At 40.1% G+C, this 18,409-nt stretch carries 17 protein-coding genes and 4 tRNA genes; 13 read left to right on the plus strand and 8 right to left on the minus strand.

What is annotated here, in order from left to right:
- The first annotated feature begins 98 nt into the window (after positions 1-98).
- Both DY200_RS10915 and DY200_RS08970 read left to right on the plus strand, forming a co-directional pair.
- On the plus strand, positions 99-176 hold the full coding sequence (locus DY200_RS10915) for an IS1/IS1595 family N-terminal zinc-binding domain-containing protein (protein WP_422386348.1): 78 nt from the start codon (positions 99-101) through the stop codon (positions 174-176).
- A gap of 17 nt (positions 177-193) precedes the next feature.
- Positions 194-988, plus strand: coding sequence for an IS256 family transposase, variant Zn-binding type (locus tag DY200_RS08970; protein WP_115587740.1), 795 nt, complete (start codon positions 194-196; stop codon positions 986-988).
- Between the two features lie 135 nt (positions 989-1,123).
- On the opposite strand, the gene DY200_RS08975 is transcribed toward DY200_RS08970, so the two are convergent.
- Positions 1,124-1,540, minus strand: coding sequence for a DUF417 family protein (locus DY200_RS08975; protein ID WP_115587741.1), 417 nt, complete (start codon positions 1,538-1,540; stop codon positions 1,124-1,126).
- 246 nt (positions 1,541-1,786) lie between these two features.
- Between DY200_RS08975 and DY200_RS08980 the strand changes: the two genes are divergently transcribed.
- Positions 1,787-2,437, plus strand: coding sequence for a DUF2202 domain-containing protein (locus tag DY200_RS08980; protein WP_115587742.1), 651 nt, complete (start codon positions 1,787-1,789; stop codon positions 2,435-2,437).
- A gap of 179 nt (positions 2,438-2,616) precedes the next feature.
- Here DY200_RS08980 and DY200_RS08985 read toward each other — a convergent pair whose 3' ends face one another.
- The 5 genes from DY200_RS08985 to gloA2 all read right to left on the minus strand — a co-directional run bounded on the left by DY200_RS08985 (position 2,617) and on the right by gloA2 (position 7,073).
- On the minus strand, positions 2,617-3,396 hold the full coding sequence (locus tag DY200_RS08985) for a hypothetical protein (protein WP_115587743.1): 780 nt from the start codon (positions 3,394-3,396) through the stop codon (positions 2,617-2,619).
- A gap of 72 nt (positions 3,397-3,468) precedes the next feature.
- Positions 3,469-4,791, minus strand: a complete 1,323-nt coding sequence (gene hslU / locus DY200_RS08990) for an ATP-dependent protease ATPase subunit HslU (protein WP_115587744.1) — start codon at positions 4,789-4,791, stop codon at positions 3,469-3,471.
- 270 nt (positions 4,792-5,061) lie between these two features.
- Positions 5,062-5,583: an ATP-dependent protease subunit HslV gene (gene hslV, locus DY200_RS08995; RefSeq protein ID WP_115587745.1), complete on the minus strand. Its 522-nt coding sequence runs from the start codon at positions 5,581-5,583 to the stop codon at positions 5,062-5,064.
- A 78-nt stretch (positions 5,584-5,661) separates the two neighbouring features.
- Entirely contained in the window at positions 5,662-6,375 is a 714-nt protein-coding gene (sfsA, locus tag DY200_RS09000) for a DNA/RNA nuclease SfsA (RefSeq protein ID WP_115587746.1), read from the minus strand.
- A gap of 305 nt (positions 6,376-6,680) precedes the next feature.
- Positions 6,681-7,073, minus strand: coding sequence for an SMU1112c/YaeR family gloxylase I-like metalloprotein (gene gloA2 / locus DY200_RS09005; RefSeq protein ID WP_115587747.1), 393 nt, complete (start codon positions 7,071-7,073; stop codon positions 6,681-6,683).
- Positions 7,074-7,172: 99 nt separating this feature from the next.
- Here gloA2 and mutY point away from each other — a divergent pair, with 99 nt between their 5' ends.
- The 8 genes from mutY (at position 7,173) to ffh (ending at position 12,096) form a co-directional block, all read left to right on the plus strand.
- Entirely contained in the window at positions 7,173-8,318 is a 1,146-nt protein-coding gene (mutY, locus tag DY200_RS09010; protein WP_115587748.1) for an A/G-specific adenine glycosylase, read from the plus strand.
- Between the two features lie 3 nt (positions 8,319-8,321).
- The gene (locus tag DY200_RS09015) at positions 8,322-8,597 is read left to right on the plus strand and encodes an oxidative damage protection protein (protein WP_005599252.1); all 276 of its coding nucleotides are present in this window, start codon (positions 8,322-8,324) and stop codon (positions 8,595-8,597) included.
- Between the two features lie 17 nt (positions 8,598-8,614).
- Positions 8,615-9,712, plus strand: coding sequence for a membrane-bound lytic murein transglycosylase MltC (gene mltC, locus DY200_RS09020; RefSeq protein WP_115587749.1), 1,098 nt, complete (start codon positions 8,615-8,617; stop codon positions 9,710-9,712).
- Between the two features lie 124 nt (positions 9,713-9,836).
- Positions 9,837-9,912: transfer RNA gene (locus DY200_RS09025), tRNA-Phe, on the plus strand.
- A 5-nt stretch (positions 9,913-9,917) separates the two neighbouring features.
- Positions 9,918-9,993 (plus strand) — tRNA-Asn (locus DY200_RS09030).
- 132 nt (positions 9,994-10,125) lie between these two features.
- Positions 10,126-10,201: transfer RNA gene (locus DY200_RS09035), tRNA-Phe, on the plus strand.
- Positions 10,202-10,206: 5 nt separating this feature from the next.
- A tRNA-Asn gene (locus tag DY200_RS09040) sits at positions 10,207-10,282 on the plus strand.
- A 422-nt stretch (positions 10,283-10,704) separates the two neighbouring features.
- A complete protein-coding gene (ffh, locus tag DY200_RS09045) occupies positions 10,705-12,096 on the plus strand; it encodes a signal recognition particle protein (protein ID WP_115587750.1) in 1,392 nt (463 codons plus the stop codon).
- 154 nt (positions 12,097-12,250) lie between these two features.
- On the opposite strand, the gene DY200_RS09050 is transcribed toward ffh, so the two are convergent.
- Both DY200_RS09050 and DY200_RS09055 read right to left on the minus strand, forming a co-directional pair.
- A complete protein-coding gene (locus DY200_RS09050) occupies positions 12,251-13,915 on the minus strand; it encodes a bifunctional metallophosphatase/5'-nucleotidase (protein WP_115587751.1) in 1,665 nt (554 codons plus the stop codon).
- Between the two features lie 190 nt (positions 13,916-14,105).
- Entirely contained in the window at positions 14,106-15,272 is a 1,167-nt protein-coding gene (locus DY200_RS09055; protein WP_115587752.1) for an FAD-dependent oxidoreductase, read from the minus strand.
- Between the two features lie 208 nt (positions 15,273-15,480).
- On the opposite strand from DY200_RS09055, the gene DY200_RS09060 reads away from it, so the two are divergent.
- Positions 15,481-17,007, plus strand: coding sequence for a YifB family Mg chelatase-like AAA ATPase (locus DY200_RS09060; RefSeq protein WP_115587753.1), 1,527 nt, complete (start codon positions 15,481-15,483; stop codon positions 17,005-17,007).
- Between the two features lie 124 nt (positions 17,008-17,131).
- The gene (locus DY200_RS09065) at positions 17,132-18,403 is read left to right on the plus strand and encodes a transferrin-binding protein-like solute binding protein (protein WP_115587754.1); all 1,272 of its coding nucleotides are present in this window, start codon (positions 17,132-17,134) and stop codon (positions 18,401-18,403) included.
- The last annotated feature ends 6 nt before the right edge of the window (positions 18,404-18,409 follow it).

Genomic DNA, 18,409 nt, shown 5'->3' on the forward strand with positions numbered 1-18,409 from the left:
TGGTTGCTAAAAAGTGGCTTAAAGCTTTATAGTACAAGGCTTTAAGCCCTATTTTTGAAAATGAACCAAAAAACTGCCCTTTCTGCTTAAATCGGAATATTAAGAAAAATGGCGTAAGAAATAAGATTCAACGTTATAAATGTAACGATTGTAATAAAACTTTACCCTCCAAATAAAATTAAATCCTGCTGATATTTGGTTTGATTATTCTCAAGGAAAACAAACCTATAAAGAACTCGCAATTAAATATCAATGTTCGGTTAAAACGATTCAAAGATACATTGATAAAGCCCCTAAAGCGATATTAAAAGCCCCTGTTTCAAACGTACTTAATATTCTGATGGACACAACTCTCTTCGGTCGTGAATTTGGCGTGCTGGTACTGATGGATAGCCTAAGTAAAAACGTGATTTATCATCAAATCGTGACGACGGAACGAGATGAATATTATCAAGTAGCATTAAACAGGCTAAGAGAAAAAGGCTATGTAATTCAATCAGTTACTTGTGATGGGCGTAAAGGATTACTGAAAGACCTCTTTAATACACCGACTCAAATGTGTCTGTTTCATATGGTGGCGATTGTGATGAGAAAGCTAAGGAAAAAGCATAAATCCGTTGCAGGAAAAGAGTTAAAAACTATCATAAAAACCTTAAAAGACAGCTCAAAGCATGAATTTTATCGTCGTTTACATAATTGGCATCTAAGACATCAAGATTTTTTAAATGAACATTCGGAGAAATGTAATGAGAAAGGCTATTTTCCTTATAAGCATAAGAATATTAGAGGGGCTTTTGCCAGTTTGAAATATTATGAGAAATATTTATTTACCTTTGAAAAATATGCGGACTTAAATATTGAAAGAACAACAAATCGATTAGAGGGTTTATTTAGTGAATTAAAACGGAAATTAAATAATCACAACGGATTAAGTAAAACACGTAAGATTATGTTTATAAAGGATTTTTTAAATAAAAAGAGTTGCTAACAATTTTAAAAAAATAATTATTAGCAACCACTTTGTCCACTTGAGCTTACTTTGGACAAATTAGCAACCATTTTGTCCATTACACCTTTTGCAAAAAATTCGGGAAATTTAACCGCTTATCGTTTTATGGATATGTTACGGAAACGCTCTATTCAGATCATGTTTTAACAACACAATCGCTCCGCCGATAAGTAAGAAATCCTTAAAGATAAAGCTATTAAATCCGATTTGTGCCAGTAGACTAAGCGTGACTAAACCGGTACCGATTAATCCTAACGCGCCGATAATCCCTGCTTTCGGATAAAAAATACCGGCAAATAAACCGATATAAGTAATGCCTTCGATTACCCCCAGTAAATAGCTTGTACCGTGAAAACCAAACCAATCGTAGAGAAAATTAAGCCAAGTAGTAGAAATTAACGGTTTAAGAGCCTCTACCTCGAAATCAAACCATTTAAAAATCCCGAATGTGGCAAAGACGATAAAAATTGATAAACGCAGGATCAGAATATCTACTTCCGATGTTTTAAATTTATTTAGCAAGTTTTGCATAATGTCTCCTTATAAATAATTATGATACTTATAAGGGACGTAACAATAGGTAAGCTCTTACAAGGAAATATGGAAAGGAGAGCTTAAGCGGTAAACAAGCGGTTGAATTTGCAAGATTTTTCGTAATTTCGACCGCTTATGTCCCGATTAGCCGAAAAGATTATTTTTTTCTTCAGTTTTTCTTAAGATTTAGGGTATAGCCTAAGCATAGTAGCAAGTAATGCTATTGAACCAGAGGAGGTTATTATGAAAAACGTAAAACTTATGCCGATGTTAATGGCCGGTATCGTGACTTTTTCTTCTTTCAGTTGGGCGGCGATCGAAGCACCTTTTCCCAATCGTTCAACCAATATAGCCGCTAAAACCACCGCATCCGTACTAAGCCAAGCGGAAATTGATTCTTTACGTTATATGCGAGAAGAGGAAAAATTGGCGCACGATGTATATATCCATTTATACAATCGCTGGAAAACGCCGGTTTTCTTAAATATCGCCCATGCAGAGAAAATCCATACTCAAGCGGTGGCGAATTTATTGCATCATTACCAAGTAACCGATTCGATTCCTAATGAAACGGGTAAATTCAATCATCCCGAGTTACAAAAATTATATGACCAACTGACTCGGCAAGGTGAAAAGAGCCTCATGGAAGCGCTCAAAGTCGGTATGTTAATTGAAGATTTGGATATTGCCGACTTGCAGAAAGCTCAACAAAGCGTAACACAAAACGATATTAAAATGATTTATCAATTCTTAGAAAAAGGTTCGCGTAACCATCTACGTGGTTTTTATCGAAATTTACGTCAAATAGGTGGAGATTATCAGCCGCAATATATTACTTCAGCTTATTTTAATCAGATTGTATCAAGTAGAATGGAACGAGGGAGATCATTTTAATCTATAAATCAGAAAGAAAGGCTGAATTAAAATAAGGTCCAGCCTTTTCTGTTTTAATCGAAAATTCAAGTTGTCATTAATCTTTCTTAGGGAGTAAGGCTAAATCAATTAAGATAGATATAAGTACAAATAAAACTCCTCATCAAGTGAGTTCACCATAGGGGATAAATCCTTTTATACTACATACAACTATCTATCTTAAAAAAATATTGTTGATTATATTTTAGTACATAAGATGCTTTGTCTTCCGAAAATAAAGGATAAACTTTAATCTGATCGTCTTCTCGTGAAGATAAGTTATTCTCTAGATATATACTTCCTTTAACATCTGCAAAGTTTCTACAAATATAAATTCCTTTGCTTGTTTCATTATCAAAGTATTGGTATTCATATAAGTAATGTTTTATTACTTTAACAATATTATCTGGATTCTCATATTTTTTTACTACGAGCAAGGTAGATATAAATATAGAAATAAATGATAAAATTAAACTAACTGTTATAATGGGTTTTCTATATTTTTGACCTTCTTTTTGAATAATACTGGCTTGTAGGAAAAATAGGATAAGTATTGATATTATTATATATAATAAAAAGGAAATGTTTATTAATATTATAGTTGTTAGTAGTATGATTGTATTAGATAAGAACCCATTACTAATGAATAGAGTGTTCTTTATTCCTGTTATTTCGAAGTAATTTATATAAAGCAGGCCTATAAGATAATTATAGTATAAGGTAAATAATGTAACGACAATGGATGATGTTATAATGGAATATAATTTCTTTATGCTTTTTATTTGTTTTTTATCTAAAAATAAATCGTATAAAATATAGCATAGTGCAAATAGGTTTAGTATTAACCATAATGCAGCATCAAAATAAAATTCTTGTTTTTGAGAGTTATTGAATAAAAGTAAAAAAACAAATTGAACTAATAAAATATAAAAGTATTTCATTTTCTCTCGTATATTAAAAGCGGTCAAAGTTCGCAAAAAATTTGCAAATTTTGACCGCTTGTTATCCGTTAATTAAAGAATAAAACGACTTAAATCTTCATTCTCTACTACGTCATTTAACGCATCTTGTACGTATTTCTCATCAACGATGATTTTCTCGCCTGAGCGTTCGCTTGCGTCGAATGAGATGCCGTCCATTAGGCGTTCTAATACGGTGTGTAAACGGCGAGCACCGATGTTTTCGGTTTTTTCGTTTACACGGAATGCCGATTCGGCGATTTTGCTGATACCGTCTTTGGTGAATTCGATTTCCACGCCTTCGGTTTTCATTAACTCACGATATTGTAGCGTTAATGAAGCGTTCGGTTCGGTGAGGATACGTTCGAAATCTTCTTTAGTCAGTGATTTTAATTCGACGCGAATCGGTAAACGGCCTTGTAATTCCGGTAATAAATCTGATGGACGAGCCACTTGGAATGCACCTGAACAGATAAATAAAATATGGTCGGTTTTTACCATACCGTGTTTGGTATTGACCGTAGAACCTTCAATAATCGGCAGTAAATCACGTTGTACACCTTCACGAGAAACATCGCCGCCCGAATGTTCGCCTTTTTTACAGATTTTGTCGATCTCATCAATAAACACGATACCGTGTTGTTCAACCGCTTCAATCGCTTGTTGTTTTAGCTCTTCCGGATTCACCAGTTTTGCCGCTTCTTCGTCCACCATTACTTTTAACGCATCCTTGATTTTCATTTTGCGTTTTTTGGTTTTGTTCGGCGACATACCTTCAAATAACGATTGAAGTTGCGAAGTCATTTCTTCCATACCCGGCGGCGTCATAATTTCTACGCTCACTTGTGCCGCAACATCGATTTCGATTTCTTTGTCATCAAGCTGACCTTCACGCAATTTTTTGCGGAACACTTGGCGGGTTGAGCTGTTATCGCTTTCTTGTACGTTACCCCATTGATCTTTTGCCGGCGGTAATAACACATCTAAAATACGATCTTCCGCCGCATCCTGCGCACGCATACGGTTTTTTTCGACCGCTTGCGATTTAACTAATTTTACTGCGACATCAGTCAGATCTTTGATAATCGAATCGACTTCTTTACCGACATAACCGACCTCGGTGAATTTAGTCGCTTCCACTTTAATAAAAGGTGCGTTGGCTAATTTTGCTAAACGGCGTGCAATTTCGGTTTTACCCACACCGGTCGGGCCGATCATCAGAATGTTTTTCGGGGTAACTTCTTGGCGGAGGTCTTCCGGTAATTGCATTCTTCTCCAACGGTTACGTAGGGCAATCGCCACCGCACGTTTTGCTTCATTTTGTCCGATAATGTGTGCGTCCAATTCCGACACGATTTCACGAGGGGTCATTGACATATTTTTTGTTCCTTCTGAATATTTTCCTTTTTGTAAAACAGCGGTTATTCGATTATTTTGTTACCCTCGCCCCTTGTGGGAGAGGGAAAGATTTTTCTTCGTTCAGAAGAAAAATCAGGGAGAGGGGATGCGGTCGAATTTGTTTGAGTTTTTGCAAATTTCCCTCTCTCTGCTTGTTTCGCTGAACGCTTCAACAAGCTTTCTCTCTCCCGCAAGGGGAGAGAGTGAAGCTTAATAACCTTGCATTTATAAAAAAGAGGAAAATGAGTTTTATACTTCTTCGATTACGTGATTATGATTTGAGTAAATATCAATATCACCGGCGATTTTTAATGCTTCCACTACGATTTCTTTTGCAGATAAATTATTTTGCGTGCGAAGTAGTGCAAGTGCCGCCGCTTTGGCGTAGTTACCGCCGGAGCCGATGGCTAACACGTCTTGTTCCGGTTCAATCACATCACCAGAGCCCGAAACAAGTAAAAATTCGCTTTCGTTCGCCACAATCATCATCGCTTCTAATTTACGAAGCGAACGTTCAGTACGCCATTCTTTTGCCAGTTCCACCGCAGATTTGATTAAGTGACCTTGGTGCAGTTCCAATTTTTTCTCGAATAAATCACGTAAGATAAACGCATCGGCAGTCGAGCCTGCAAAACCGGTGACCACTTTATCTTTATACATACGGCGCACTTTGCGTACCGTACCTTTTTCTACACAATTACCTAGCGTTGCTTGTCCGTCACCACCGATAGCGACTTTGCCGTCTTTGCGAACACATACGATTGTTGTCATATTAAATCCTTGTCCTTTATTTTAGGGAAAACTGCGGTGTTAAATGGGGGAAAATTTGTCTTTTTCAAGGACAAGCGGTCAGATTTCACAAGAAAATTGCAAATTCATCGCCACCGGCTTGTCGTTCACTAATTCGATTCGGGCTTTATACGCCAACACTTTCATCCCGGCATTTTTTGCTTGTTCAAATAATTCGGCATATTGCGGATCAATCTGTTTTGCCACAGCAAAATGTTGGATACCGGTGTGTAAAATCGCAAAAAATATGACCGCTTTTTGCCCCGATTCGGCAATCGCAGCCAATTCTCGTAGGTGTTTTTGCCCGCGTTCCGTTTTGGCATCGGGGAACATCCCTAAACCGTTTTCAGCAAGTAAGGTAGTGGATTTTACTTCCACAAAACAGTCGGGTTGATTGTCCGCTTTTAGTAAAAAATCAATGCGGCTGTTTTCCGTGCCGTATTTTTGTTCGGGCAAGACGGTTTGGTAATCGGTAAGTTCGGCAATCCACTTTTTTTCTAATGCTTCTTGCACGAGCTGATTGGCTCGTTGGGTATTCACACAAATAAAATCGCCAGCTTGAGTTTGAGTTAGTTCCCAAGTATGAGCATATTTACGTTTCGGATTATCGGAGGTGGAAAACCAAACGGTATCGCCGGAGGTAGCACAGCCGGTCATTGCACCGGTGTTCGGACAATGTAGGGTAATTTGTTCGCCGTTGGGCAGCAGAATATCGGCTAAAAAACGTTTATAACGTTTGATTAATATGCCACAAGAAAGAGAAGGAAATTGCATAATAGTCTTTGATTTATAAAGAAAAAAACCGCTTTTTGCAAAGCGGTTTTTGTGTCAATCTGATTAACGGTTGGTCAGGTTGTTATTACCTGACTGGCGGGTCAGGTAATAACTTAATCTCGATCAGCTTTGTTTAACAATCTGATATAAGGAGAACGAGAAATGAAAGCATTTTGGCTTATCATTATCTTTTTAGTGTTATTACTTGTTTGCTCACCAGCGCAGTAATAACCTAAACCAACTACACGGCAGGCATTTGCTTGCCGTGTTCTTACTATAAGTCGAGTTGATTAAATTTTCAACCCTTAAATTTCATAAAACTCTAATGGTAAATCGTCCGGATCTTTAAAGAAAGTGAAGCGTTTACCGGTCAAGTCATCAATTCGAATCGGTTCACATTCCACAGTATTTTTTGCTAAAAATTCGACCGCTTGTTGTACGTCTTTCACACGAAACGCTAAATGGCGCAAGCCGCAGGCTTCCGGGCTATTTGGGCGTTGCGGCGGATTCGGAAAACTAAATAATTCAATTTGCGAACCGTCGGCAAAACGCAGATCGAGCTTATAGCTTTCACGTGCCGCACGGTAGGTTTCGTCAATAATTTCCGCACCGAGAATTTGCGTATAAAAGTGTTTAGATTTGGTGTAATCAGCGGCAATAATTGCCACGTGATGGAAGCCGAGAATCGGGGTTGGCATAATTTTTCCTTATAAAAGTTTTGCAAAAAAACTGTCAAATATGACCGCTTAGGTTATGATGCACGGTCTGATTATGCTTTCTATTTTAAAAGGTTTCGAGTGAAAACAAAATCGCAGTTTCCGCCGGCTCAATCCGATCCGGCTCAGCCGTTCGCTAAAGCGGTATTAGCTTGGTTCGCACAGTATGGGCGGAAACATTTACCTTGGCAACAAAATAAAACTTTATATGGGGTTTGGTTGTCGGAAGTGATGTTGCAGCAAACGCAGGTTGCGACCGTTATTCCGTATTTCGAGCGTTTTATCGAACGTTTCCCGACGGTAACGGATTTAGCCGATGCGCACATTGATGAAGTGTTGCATTTGTGGACGGGCTTAGGTTATTACGCACGCGCCAGAAATTTGCATAAGGCGGCACAGCAAATTCGTGATCAATTTAATGGTGAGTTCCCAACCGATTTTGATGATGTTTTGGCACTTTCCGGCGTAGGGCGCAGTACGGCAGGGGCGATTTTATCGTCCGTGTTAAATGCACCGCATCCGATTTTAGACGGCAATGTAAAACGGGTGCTTTCCCGTGCGTTTGCGGTGGAAGGCTGGAGCGGTGAAAAGAGTGTAGAAAATAAATTGTGGCAATTAACCGCAAGCGTTACGCCGAATAGCCAAGTTGCCGATTTTAATCAGGCGATGATGGATCTCGGTGCAATGGTCTGTACCCGCAGCAAACCGAAATGCTCGTTATGTCCGTTAGCGAATTTATGCGAAGCGAATCGGCTTGAAGCATGGGATAAATTTCCGGTAAAAAAACCGAAGAAAATTTTGCCCGAACGTCAGGCGTATTTTTTGATTATCAAAGCGGGTAACAAGATTTTATTGGAACAGCGTGAAGCCAAAGGGCTTTGGGGCGGGCTATACGTATTTCCGCAGTTTGAAGATTTGGATACGCTTAAGCGGTCGCTTGCTGAACAGAATTTGCAAATATCTCAGCAATTAATCGCATTTCGCCACACATTCAGCCACTTTCATTTGGATATTACCCCGATTTTGGTAGAGCTGGATTTGCAAAAAAATGCACAAAATCAACCGCTTGTCGTACAAGAAAATTGCGGAAATTATCGCCTTTCGGTATCTTCAACCGCTAATTATTGGTATGATTTACAATTACCGAGCGAAATAGGTTTGGCAACGCCCGTAAAACGTATTTTGGACGAACTCAGTTTAACGCTAACTAGCACTAATAAGGAATAAAAAATGGCTCGTACTGTATTTTGTGAATATTTAAAGCAAGAAGCCGAAGGCTTAGATTTTCAATTATATCCCGGCGAATTGGGTAAGCGTATTTTTGATTCTATTAGTAAACAAGCGTGGTCGGAATGGATCAAAAAACAAACGATGCTCGTGAACGAGAAAAAATTAAGTATGATGAATGCTGAACACCGTAAATTGCTTGAAACGGAAATGGTGAATTTTTTGTTTGAAGGTAAAGAGGTTCAGATTGAAGGTTATGTTCCTGTCGAACAGAAGTAACAAGGTATTAATTTCTAATGAAAAAATATACTAAATATTTACCGCTACTGTTGATTATTCCGTTTTTAGCCGCTTGCGGCAGTAGTTCTCCTAAAAAGAGTAAAAGAACCAAAACTCGTGTGGACTACAACACTAAAGATACTAACGGTTTAGATATTTTAACGGGGCAGTTTTCGCATAATATTGACGATATTTGGGGAAGCAACGAGCTTTTAGTCGCAAGTAAAAAAGATTACGTAAAATATACGGATAAGTTTTATACGCGTAGCCATATTTCTTTTGAAGACGGTCAAATCACGATTGAAACTTTAGGTGACCAAAATCATCTACGTAACAGTATTATTCACACCTTATTGATGGGATCGGACCCGAAAGGGATCGACTTATTCGCTTCCGGTGATGCGCCGATTAGCAGTAATCCGTTCCTTGCCGGTCAGGTGAACGATCAATTCGGGCGCGATATCAATAATATTGCGATCGCCAACGATTTTGCGACCTATTTAATCCAAAATAAATTGCAAACTCGTCGCTTGCAAAACGGCAGAACGGTAACTTATGTAGCGATTAAAATGGTGGCGGGGCATATCGAAGTGCGCGCGCGCCAATATCTGCCGCTGGTACGTAAGATGGCGAAACGTTACGGCATTGAGCCTAGTTTAATTTTGGGTATTATGGAAGTCGAATCGGCATTCAACCCGTATGCGGTCAGTTATGCGAACGCTATCGGCTTAATGCAGGTTGTACCGCGTACCGCCGGACGCGATATTTTTGCCCGTAAAGGTTTTGACGGACAGCCGGATCGCGCTTATTTATATAACCCGTCGCAAAATATCGATTCGGGTACGTTATATTTAGCGATTTTACGTGATGAATATTTGGAAGGAATCACTAATCCGACCGCAAAACGTTATGCGATGATTTCCGCTTATAACAGTGGCGCCGGTGCGGTGCTTAAAGTCTTCGATTACGATAAGTATGATGCGATCGATCGTATTAACGAACTTTCGCCGGATGCGGTTTATCGCATTTTAACGACCGCACATCCGTCAAGCCAAGCTCGAAATTATTTGAAGAAAGTGACGAAAGCGCGCGAGAAATATTTACATATTCGATAATTTGTTGTTTTTTAAAGCAAAAAGTACAAAAAAAGCACGTTTGGACAGGCTTTTTTAAATTTTTTAAAAAAATGTTTGACGAAGTGGGGCTAAATCAGCATAATGCACCCCGCAACAAGACGTTGCCTCGATAGCTCAGTCGGTAGAGCAGGGGATTGAAAATCCCCGTGTCGGTGGTTCGATTCCGCCTCGAGGCACCATCTATTCCTCCTTAGTTCAGTCGGTAGAACGGTGGACTGTTAATCCATATGTCGCAGGTTCGAGTCCCGCAGGAGGAGCCATATTCAGAAGCCCTGATGTTTCTCATCAGGGTTTTACTTTATCAGTAGATTGGATATTTCCGGATAAAATTATCTTGGACACTTGACGGCAAATCAAAATAATTGCATAATATCCACTCTTAACGATAAGTTGCCTCGATAGCTCAGTCGGTAGAGCAGGGGATTGAAAATCCCCGTGTCGGTGGTTCGATTCCGCCTCGAGGCACCATCTATTCCTCCTTAGTTCAGTCGGTAGAACGGTGGACTGTTAATCCATATGTCGCAGGTTCGAGTCCCGCAGGAGGAGCCATATTCGGAAGCCCTGATGAGAAATCATCGGGGTTTTGTTTTTTTTATTTTCCGAAAAACAAATTGTATATTAAATAATAAAGCCTATCGAAATTTTGTGATCTCTCTCCAATTTTTAGAAAAAATCTGAAATTTTCCTTCGCAAATTCTTACCAGTCAGAGTATCATTATAGAAAATAATAAATAAAATGATTCCTCGAATATCGTCTGTTTTGCGGCATTACTTCTTAAAAGTAGTGCCGCATTTTTTATATGCTTACCCGATTCTTTCCGCCTTAACATCCTGACATTTTAGAAAAGCAAAGCGAATCAACGTTTTTAACGGATTCTTTCCTACAAGAAATGCAAATTTTTTGTATAATAAAGCCATTTTTCCGCATATAAGCGGTCGAATTTCATAAAAATTTTGCAAAAGAGAACACTATGTTTGAAAACTTATCCGACAGACTGTCGAAAACTCTACGTAATATCACGGGAAAAGGACGTTTAACCGAAGATAATATTAAAGATACGTTACGTGAAGTGCGTATGGCATTATTGGAAGCCGACGTAGCATTACCCGTAGTACGTGAATTTATTAATAAAGTAAAAGAACGCGCATTAGGTACGGAAGTCAATAAAAGCCTAACGCCCGGTCAGGAATTTCTTAAAATCGTACAAAGCGAGCTTGAAATCGCAATGGGCGAAGCGAATGAGGAATTAAATCTCGCAACGCAACCGCCGGCGGTCATTTTAATGGCGGGTTTACAAGGTGCGGGTAAAACCACCTCGGTCGGTAAATTAGCGAAATTCCTGAAAGAACGTCATAAGAAGAAAGTGTTGGTCGTATCCGCCGACGTTTATCGTCCGGCGGCGATTAAACAGCTTCAAACCTTAGCGGATGCGTTAAAAGTCGATTTTTTCCCGACGGAAACCACGCAAAAGCCGGTTGAAATTGCCGAGCTTGCCCTAAAACACGCAAAACTGAATTTCTTTGACGTCTTGATTGTGGATACCGCTGGTCGTTTACACGTGGACGGCGAGATGATGGAAGAAATCCAACAAATCCATCGCGTATTAAATCCGATTGAAACGCTTTTCACAGTGGATGCGATGACCGGTCAAGATGCGGCGAATACGGCGAAAGCTTTCAACGAAGCCTTACCGCTTACCGGTGTGATTTTAACCAAAGTGGACGGTGATGCGCGCGGCGGTGCTGCGTTATCTATTCGCCAAATTACCGGCAAACCGATTAAATTCCTCGGTGTGGGCGAGAAAACCGATGCGTTAGAACCGTTCCATCCGGATCGAGTCGCTTCTCGTATTCTCGGTATGGGTGACGTATTATCGTTAATTGAAGATTTACAACGCTCGGTCGATCAAGAAAAAGCCGAGAAAATGGCACAGAAATTCAAGAAAGGTGATGACTTTACCCTTGAAGATTTCCGTGAACAGCTGATCGAGATGAAGAAAATGGGCGGTATGATGTCGATGTTGGATAAACTGCCGGGCGCGAAGAATTTACCTGATCACGTAAAAAATCAGGTGGATGATAAAATGTTCGTGAAAATGGAAGCGATCATCAACTCAATGACGCTGAAAGAGCGTGCGAATCCGGATATTATTAAAGGTTCTCGCCGTCGTCGTATTGCGTTAGGTTCCGGTACACAGGTTCAAGACGTAAACAAATTGCTCAAGCAATTCGATGAAATGCAACGTATGATGAAAAAAATGCGTAAAGGCGGTATGGCGAAAATGATGCGTGGTATGAAAGGTATGATGGGCGGCGGCATGGGCGCACTCGGCGGCTTAGGCAATATGTTCGGTAAACGCTAGATCATTATGTACTTTTTATCAAATCCCCGTTTGGTTAAACGGGGATTTTTTTATATCCCTTTGTTTTTAGATAGGTGGATTCTTATTGTAAGCGGTCATATTTCCTGATGATTTTTGTAAAAGTTGGAGAATTTAACCGCTTGTTTTGTATTAATTATTCTAAACCGACAATTTTCCAGCGGTTGTGAGACACGCCTTCCACTTTTCCTTTTTTTACGTTAGAGATGTAATCGATCATCATATTTTGAATAGTGCCGGCATTTCTTCCCATTGCAACTTTAGATTCCCAAACAACAGGAATTTGTTGTCCTTCCCATACGCCGCCTTTTTTGATGAGCTGTTCATAACGATATGAGTTCATACCGAGTTTGATTTTGCTGTCATCAGTGATTGCAGTGCCGTCTGCAAGACTAAGATCAACAATTTTCTCGCCGCTTGGTTTGCGTAAATCAATGTTGAATTTTACGCCGCCGAAAATATCAAGTGTGACATATTTCGATTTGCCGCGTTTTTCATTGATACGGTAGTCTTTATCTTGCGGCTGAATCGTATCGAAGTAATCTGCCGACCAATTCATATAGGCTTTAAGCTGTTTGCCGGTCACTTCGTACACGCTCACATCACCGCCTGCATAGCGATAGTTATAGATAATATCTTTTTTCTTAATATCGCCTTTGTCTAAACGTACGGTTTGGTGATCGAAGGCAAAAGACACGACGTCCGCTTTGCTGTAATGTTGTTGCACGTCATTAATCAATGAAGATAAGCCGGTATCTTGCGTAAAGGCAATCGCTACACCGTGATTTTTACCCTGCGGAATCATAGTTTGTGCAGTTTCGCCGATTTTCACATTATTTAAACGGCGTAATTCGTCATGATATGGTTGGTAAATTTTTTCGATTGCCGGATCTGAAGCCAATTTCTTAACCGGTACGGTTTTGGCGGTTTTTGACAATAATTTCACCTTGCCGTTATCCGCCACATCAAAGGCTAAATCCACTTCCGAAACCACGGTGCCGTAGCGGTGCGGTTCGGTAACGAGCGTATTTTTAATTGTTTCCGCCGGAATGTTTTTGTGCATATGGCCGGCGATAATCACATCAATGCCTTCTACATTATTGATTACATCCGCCACACCGGTATCAGGGATATTATTTTCGTTTTCAATCCCCATATGCGCTAACACGATAATCGCATCAACCCCTTTTTCTTTTAACTTGGCAATTTGTGCTTTCGCTTCTTCGCTCGGCGAGCTGAATTTCATTTCATCAAGATTGTGGGTATCTTTTTCAAAGGTTGCTGACATTGGGGTAGTTAAGCCGATTAAACCGAGTTTTACGCCGTCTTTTTCAATAATATCGGTCGCAGTAACGTAACGTTTACCATCTTTTTTGTAGTAGAAGTTGGCGGTGAGCACTTTAGCGTTAATGTCTTTAATGATTTCATCTAAAGCGGTCATACCGAAGTTAAATTCGTGGTTACCTAAAACGAAATAGTCGTATTTCATTTCGTTTAATACTTTAGGCACCGGATTATCTTTGTAGTATTTTTCGGTTTTCGCAAATACTTCCACTTGGTTGTCTTGAATCGCATCACCGATATCGACTAACACTACATTTTTATTATTTTGGCGTACCTCTTTTACATAGGTGGAAATTTGCGCGTAAGAACCGGATTTGTCCTCAATATCCGCACCATAGTTCCAAGGTACGATACGACCGTGAACATCCGACGTACCTAAAAATTTAATATTCACTTCTTTAGCGACGGCCATGCTTGCTGCCGAAAGAACAAATAAAGTACCGAGTACTTTTTTCATAATGATCTCCTTATGAGATAAATAGGGATAGATTGCAAACTATTTTAACTTAGGTTGATTATATATTATACTTAATTGAAAGCGTTTTTTCGGAAAGAATGATTTGATGAATATGAATTGAGTATTTACGAAAAAACAAGCAGTCGAATTTCGCAAAAATTTGTAAAATTTGACCGCTTGTAATGAAAAGCTATAAACCTATCGCATAGCGTAGTGCTTTTTTCTTGAGCGGGGTAATTTTTTCCGCCAGTACTAAGCCTAAATTTCGGGCGACTTTTACCGGCAATAACTCGGTTTTGAATGCCTTATAAAAAACGTCCATACCGGTTTGCATCAATAAATTATCGGGTTTACGTTTATGTTCGTAACGTTTAAGTACCCCCTCGTCTGCAAAGTTTTCGCCTTTTTTGACCGCTTGTTCAATCACTTCCAATAGCACTTGCACATCTTTAAAACCGAGATTGACGCCTTGTCCGGCAAGCGGATTAATCGTGTGTGCCGCATCGCCAATCAGCACCACACCGTTTTTGACGTAATGTTGAGCATGTTGGCGAGTCAGCGGAAAACCGGCGGCATTGACTACTTCCACTTTGCCTAAACGAGCAGGGAAATGCTGCTGAATTTCGGCGGTGAGTTTTTCTGAAGACAGCTGTTTTAGCTGAGCAATGCGTTGCGGAGCGTCATACCACACGACACAACCGTTATGTTCTAATAATGGTAGAAATGCACGAGGACCGCTCGGGAAGAATTGTTGCCATGTGACCGATTGTTGCGGTAATTCGGTTTTCACCGTGGCAAGTAAACAATGTTGGCGATACTGCCAGCCGGTTAGCCCGATACCCGCCCAGTTACGCACTTGTGAGTTTGCGCCGTCCGCCGCAATCAGCAATGGGGCGGTAAATGTTTGCTCATCAACGGTTATCGTCCATAATTGTTCGTGATAATTTGCAGAAATTTGCGAAAATCCGACCGCTTGTCGGCAATTTGGATATTGGTTTAAGGCTTGCCATAAACCGAGCTGAATCGCATTATTTTCTACCATAAAACCGAGCTTATCCAAGCCGATTTCCGCCGCATGAAAAGCGGTATTAAACCCTTCGATTTCCCAGGTTTCCAAACCGTCATACGGGCAAACTCGCATTTGGCTGATCGCCTGCCATGCGCCTAGTTCTTCCAGCAGTTTGACCGAGGTAATACTGATAGCGGAAATACGCAAATCATAAGCGGCATTCGCATCAAATGAGGGAAGCGGATTTTTTTCGATTAACGCGATATTTAACCCTTGCTTCGCCAAGCCGAGTGCTACCGCAGCTCCGACCATACCGCCACCGATAATGATAATATCCTGTGTTTTCATTTTGCCCCTCATTTGCTGAATATTATTGATGCCATATTATAACGTTTTAATCACCGGAACTAACTCAATATTTAGTGCTTTTAGGATTTTTAGTTTGGATTTAATAGAGAGGAAACCTATTTTTGCGATCCTGATCGAGAAAAGTGATTTTGTTGCTGTAACGAGGAGTATTTATCTTTTACCCTTCTAACAATTTTTAGGAGGGAAGATGTCTTTAGCCATTGTTTATAGCCGTGCATCAATTGGTGTGGAGGCACCGTTGGTAACGATTGAAGTGCATTTGAGTAACGGAAAACCGGGGCTAACGATTGTAGGCTTACCGGAAACCACGGTAAAAGAGGCGGGCGATCGGGTACGTAGTGCGTTAATGAATGCCAACTTCATGTATCCTCCGCAACGGATCACGATTAACCTCGCACCGGCGGATCTACCTAAAGAGGGAGGGCGTTTTGATCTGCCGATTGCGATCGGGATCTTAGCTGCGTCAGGGCAGATGGATTCGGATCGCTTAAAACAGTTTGAGTTTTTGGGGGAACTGGCTTTAACCGGATCGTTACGAGGCGTTCACGGCGTGATTCCGGCGGTAATTTCCGCCGAAAAAGCCAAACGACAGATGATTATTGCCCGCCCGAATGTGAATGAAGCGTCGTTAGTGTCGAATACAGAAACCTATTTTGCCGGTTCCTTATTGCAAGTGGTCAATTTTATGAACAAGCGGGACAGCCTGCCGATTGCTCAGCAGATTCCGCAAAAAACACAAGAAATTCAACCGCTTGTAAAACGTGATTTAACCGATATTATCGGGCAACAGCATGCTAAACGAGCGTTGATGATTGCGGCTGCCGGACAACATAATTTACTTTTCCTTGGTCCTCCCGGTACCGGTAAAACAATGCTCGCCAGCCGTTTAGCGGATTTGTTACCGGCAATGAGTGATGATGAAGCGATTGAAACCGCTTCGGTCACCAGTTTGGTACAAAATGAATTGAATTTTCATAACTGGAAAGAACGTCCGTTTCGAGCACCACATCATAGTGCATCTATGGTGGCGTTAGTGGGTGGCGGTTCTATTCCTAAACCTGGTGAAATCAGTTTGGCGCACAATGGCGTGCTTTTCTTAGATGAATTGCCTGAGTTTGAACGTAAAGTGTTAGACGCATTACGTCAGCCGTTAGAAGCCGGTGAGATTATTATTTCTAGAGCGAATGCCAAGGTGCAGTTCCCTGCCAGTTTTCAATTAATTGCGGCAATGAATCCTAGCCCGACAGGGCATTATCAAGGCACGCACAACCGTACTTCCCCACAGCAAGTGATGCGTTATCTAAATCGTTTATCCGGCCCGTTTTTAGACCGTTTCGATCTCTCGATTGAAGTCCCTTTATTACCGAAAGGTGCATTACAAAGTAGCGATAATCGGGGCGAAACCACCGAGCAAGTACGCAAGCGGGTATTTTTGGCAAGAGAATTACAAATGGCGAGAGCCGGAAAAATTAATGCCAAGTTAACCACCAAAGAAATCGAACGTGATTGTCGCCTTGCAGAAAAAGACGCGCTATTTCTAGAAAATGCACTGACCAAATTAGGACTTTCGGTGCGTGCTTATCATCGGATTTTAAAAGTTTCCCGCACAATTGCCGATTTGGCGAACGAACCGAATATTCAACAAATCCATCTTGCCGAAGCGTTAGGTTATCGAGCGATGGATCGGCTTTTGCAGAGGTTGCAGAACGATTAAATTGTAAACTTTAGAGCTTTATATTTTGTTTGATGGTATTATATTTACTCATATTTATGATTTTTAGTTTTTATTGTAAATTAAAGTGTTTATTTATTGTATTTTAAGTATAAGGAATTTTTTAATGAATATTGCAACAAAATTAATAGCTGGTTTAGTCGCTAGTGTAGTGCTTACCGCATGTAGCGGCGGTTCATCAAGTTCATCTGCTCAACCACATACGGAGCCTACGCCTAAAACAAATATGCCTGCACCAGAAGCGGAGCAACCCAAAAAAGAGGAAGCTCCGCAAGCGGATAGCCCGAAAGCAGAAAAACCAAAAAGTATTGCTCCACTGATGATGGAAAACCCAAAAGTAGAGAAACAGAAAGAAAATAACCTACAAGAGAAAAGTCCAAAGGCAGACGAACCGCAAGTAATGGATCCAAAATTAGGTGCTCCACAAAAAGATGATCAGAATATGCCTGCACCAGAAGCGGAGCAACCCAAAAAAGAGGAAGCTCCGCAAGCGGATAGCCCAAAAGTAGAGAAACAGAAAGAAAATAACCTACAAGAGAAAAGTCCAAAGGCAGACGAACCGCAAGTAATGGATCCAAAATTAGGTGCTCCACAAAAAGATGATCAGAAGTTAGAAGAACCTAAGAATAAAAGTAATGCGGAAATTCTTAAGGAATTAGGGATTAAGGATATTAAAACAGGGATTATTACTCGCTCAGATGTAGTACTAAATTTAACATTGGATGAACAAGAAAATATTCAGATTAGATTAAGTGAAAGTGATATAGTCCGTAATGATTTAAAAATTACAAATACAATTCCAAATCAAGACATCAGAACCTTAAAAGATTCTACAGGTAGATTATTAGGTTACTATGGATATATGCAGCTAAATCAGGTAATAGAAGATGAACGTTATGGTATTAATAATGTAGATCTTGTAGGACATTATTTGTTATCTATGGACGAATCAACAAAAACAGCTCCAAATAAATCTATAGAATATAGAGGTAAGATGCTATATGGCTATAAAAATGTAGACAATAGGAACTTAGTGGCAGACGTACAAGCATCATATAATCATTCAGATAAAAAATTATCCATGGAGATATTTGGTGATCAGGGTGATTATTGGAAGTTAGGTGCAATTGGTAATAATCGATTACCTAAAGATATGGTTACAGGCGTCGTAGTTGATAAGGATGGAACTATCTCAAATGCTGGTTTGTATTCAAAAATAGATGATACTCCAGGAAAACTAACCCCGGACGCAAATTTCTCAGGCGGTCTTTTCGGCAAAAATGGCGAAGTATTGGCTGGGAAAGCCGAAGGTATTAATAATAACTATAACTGGCAAGGTGTAATCGGAGCTACTGCTACTGAAGCAAATAAGAAATAATCTATT

The organism is Actinobacillus lignieresii (genome assembly GCF_900444945.1).
Taxonomy (GTDB): Bacteria; Pseudomonadota; Gammaproteobacteria; order Enterobacterales; family Pasteurellaceae; genus Actinobacillus; species Actinobacillus lignieresii.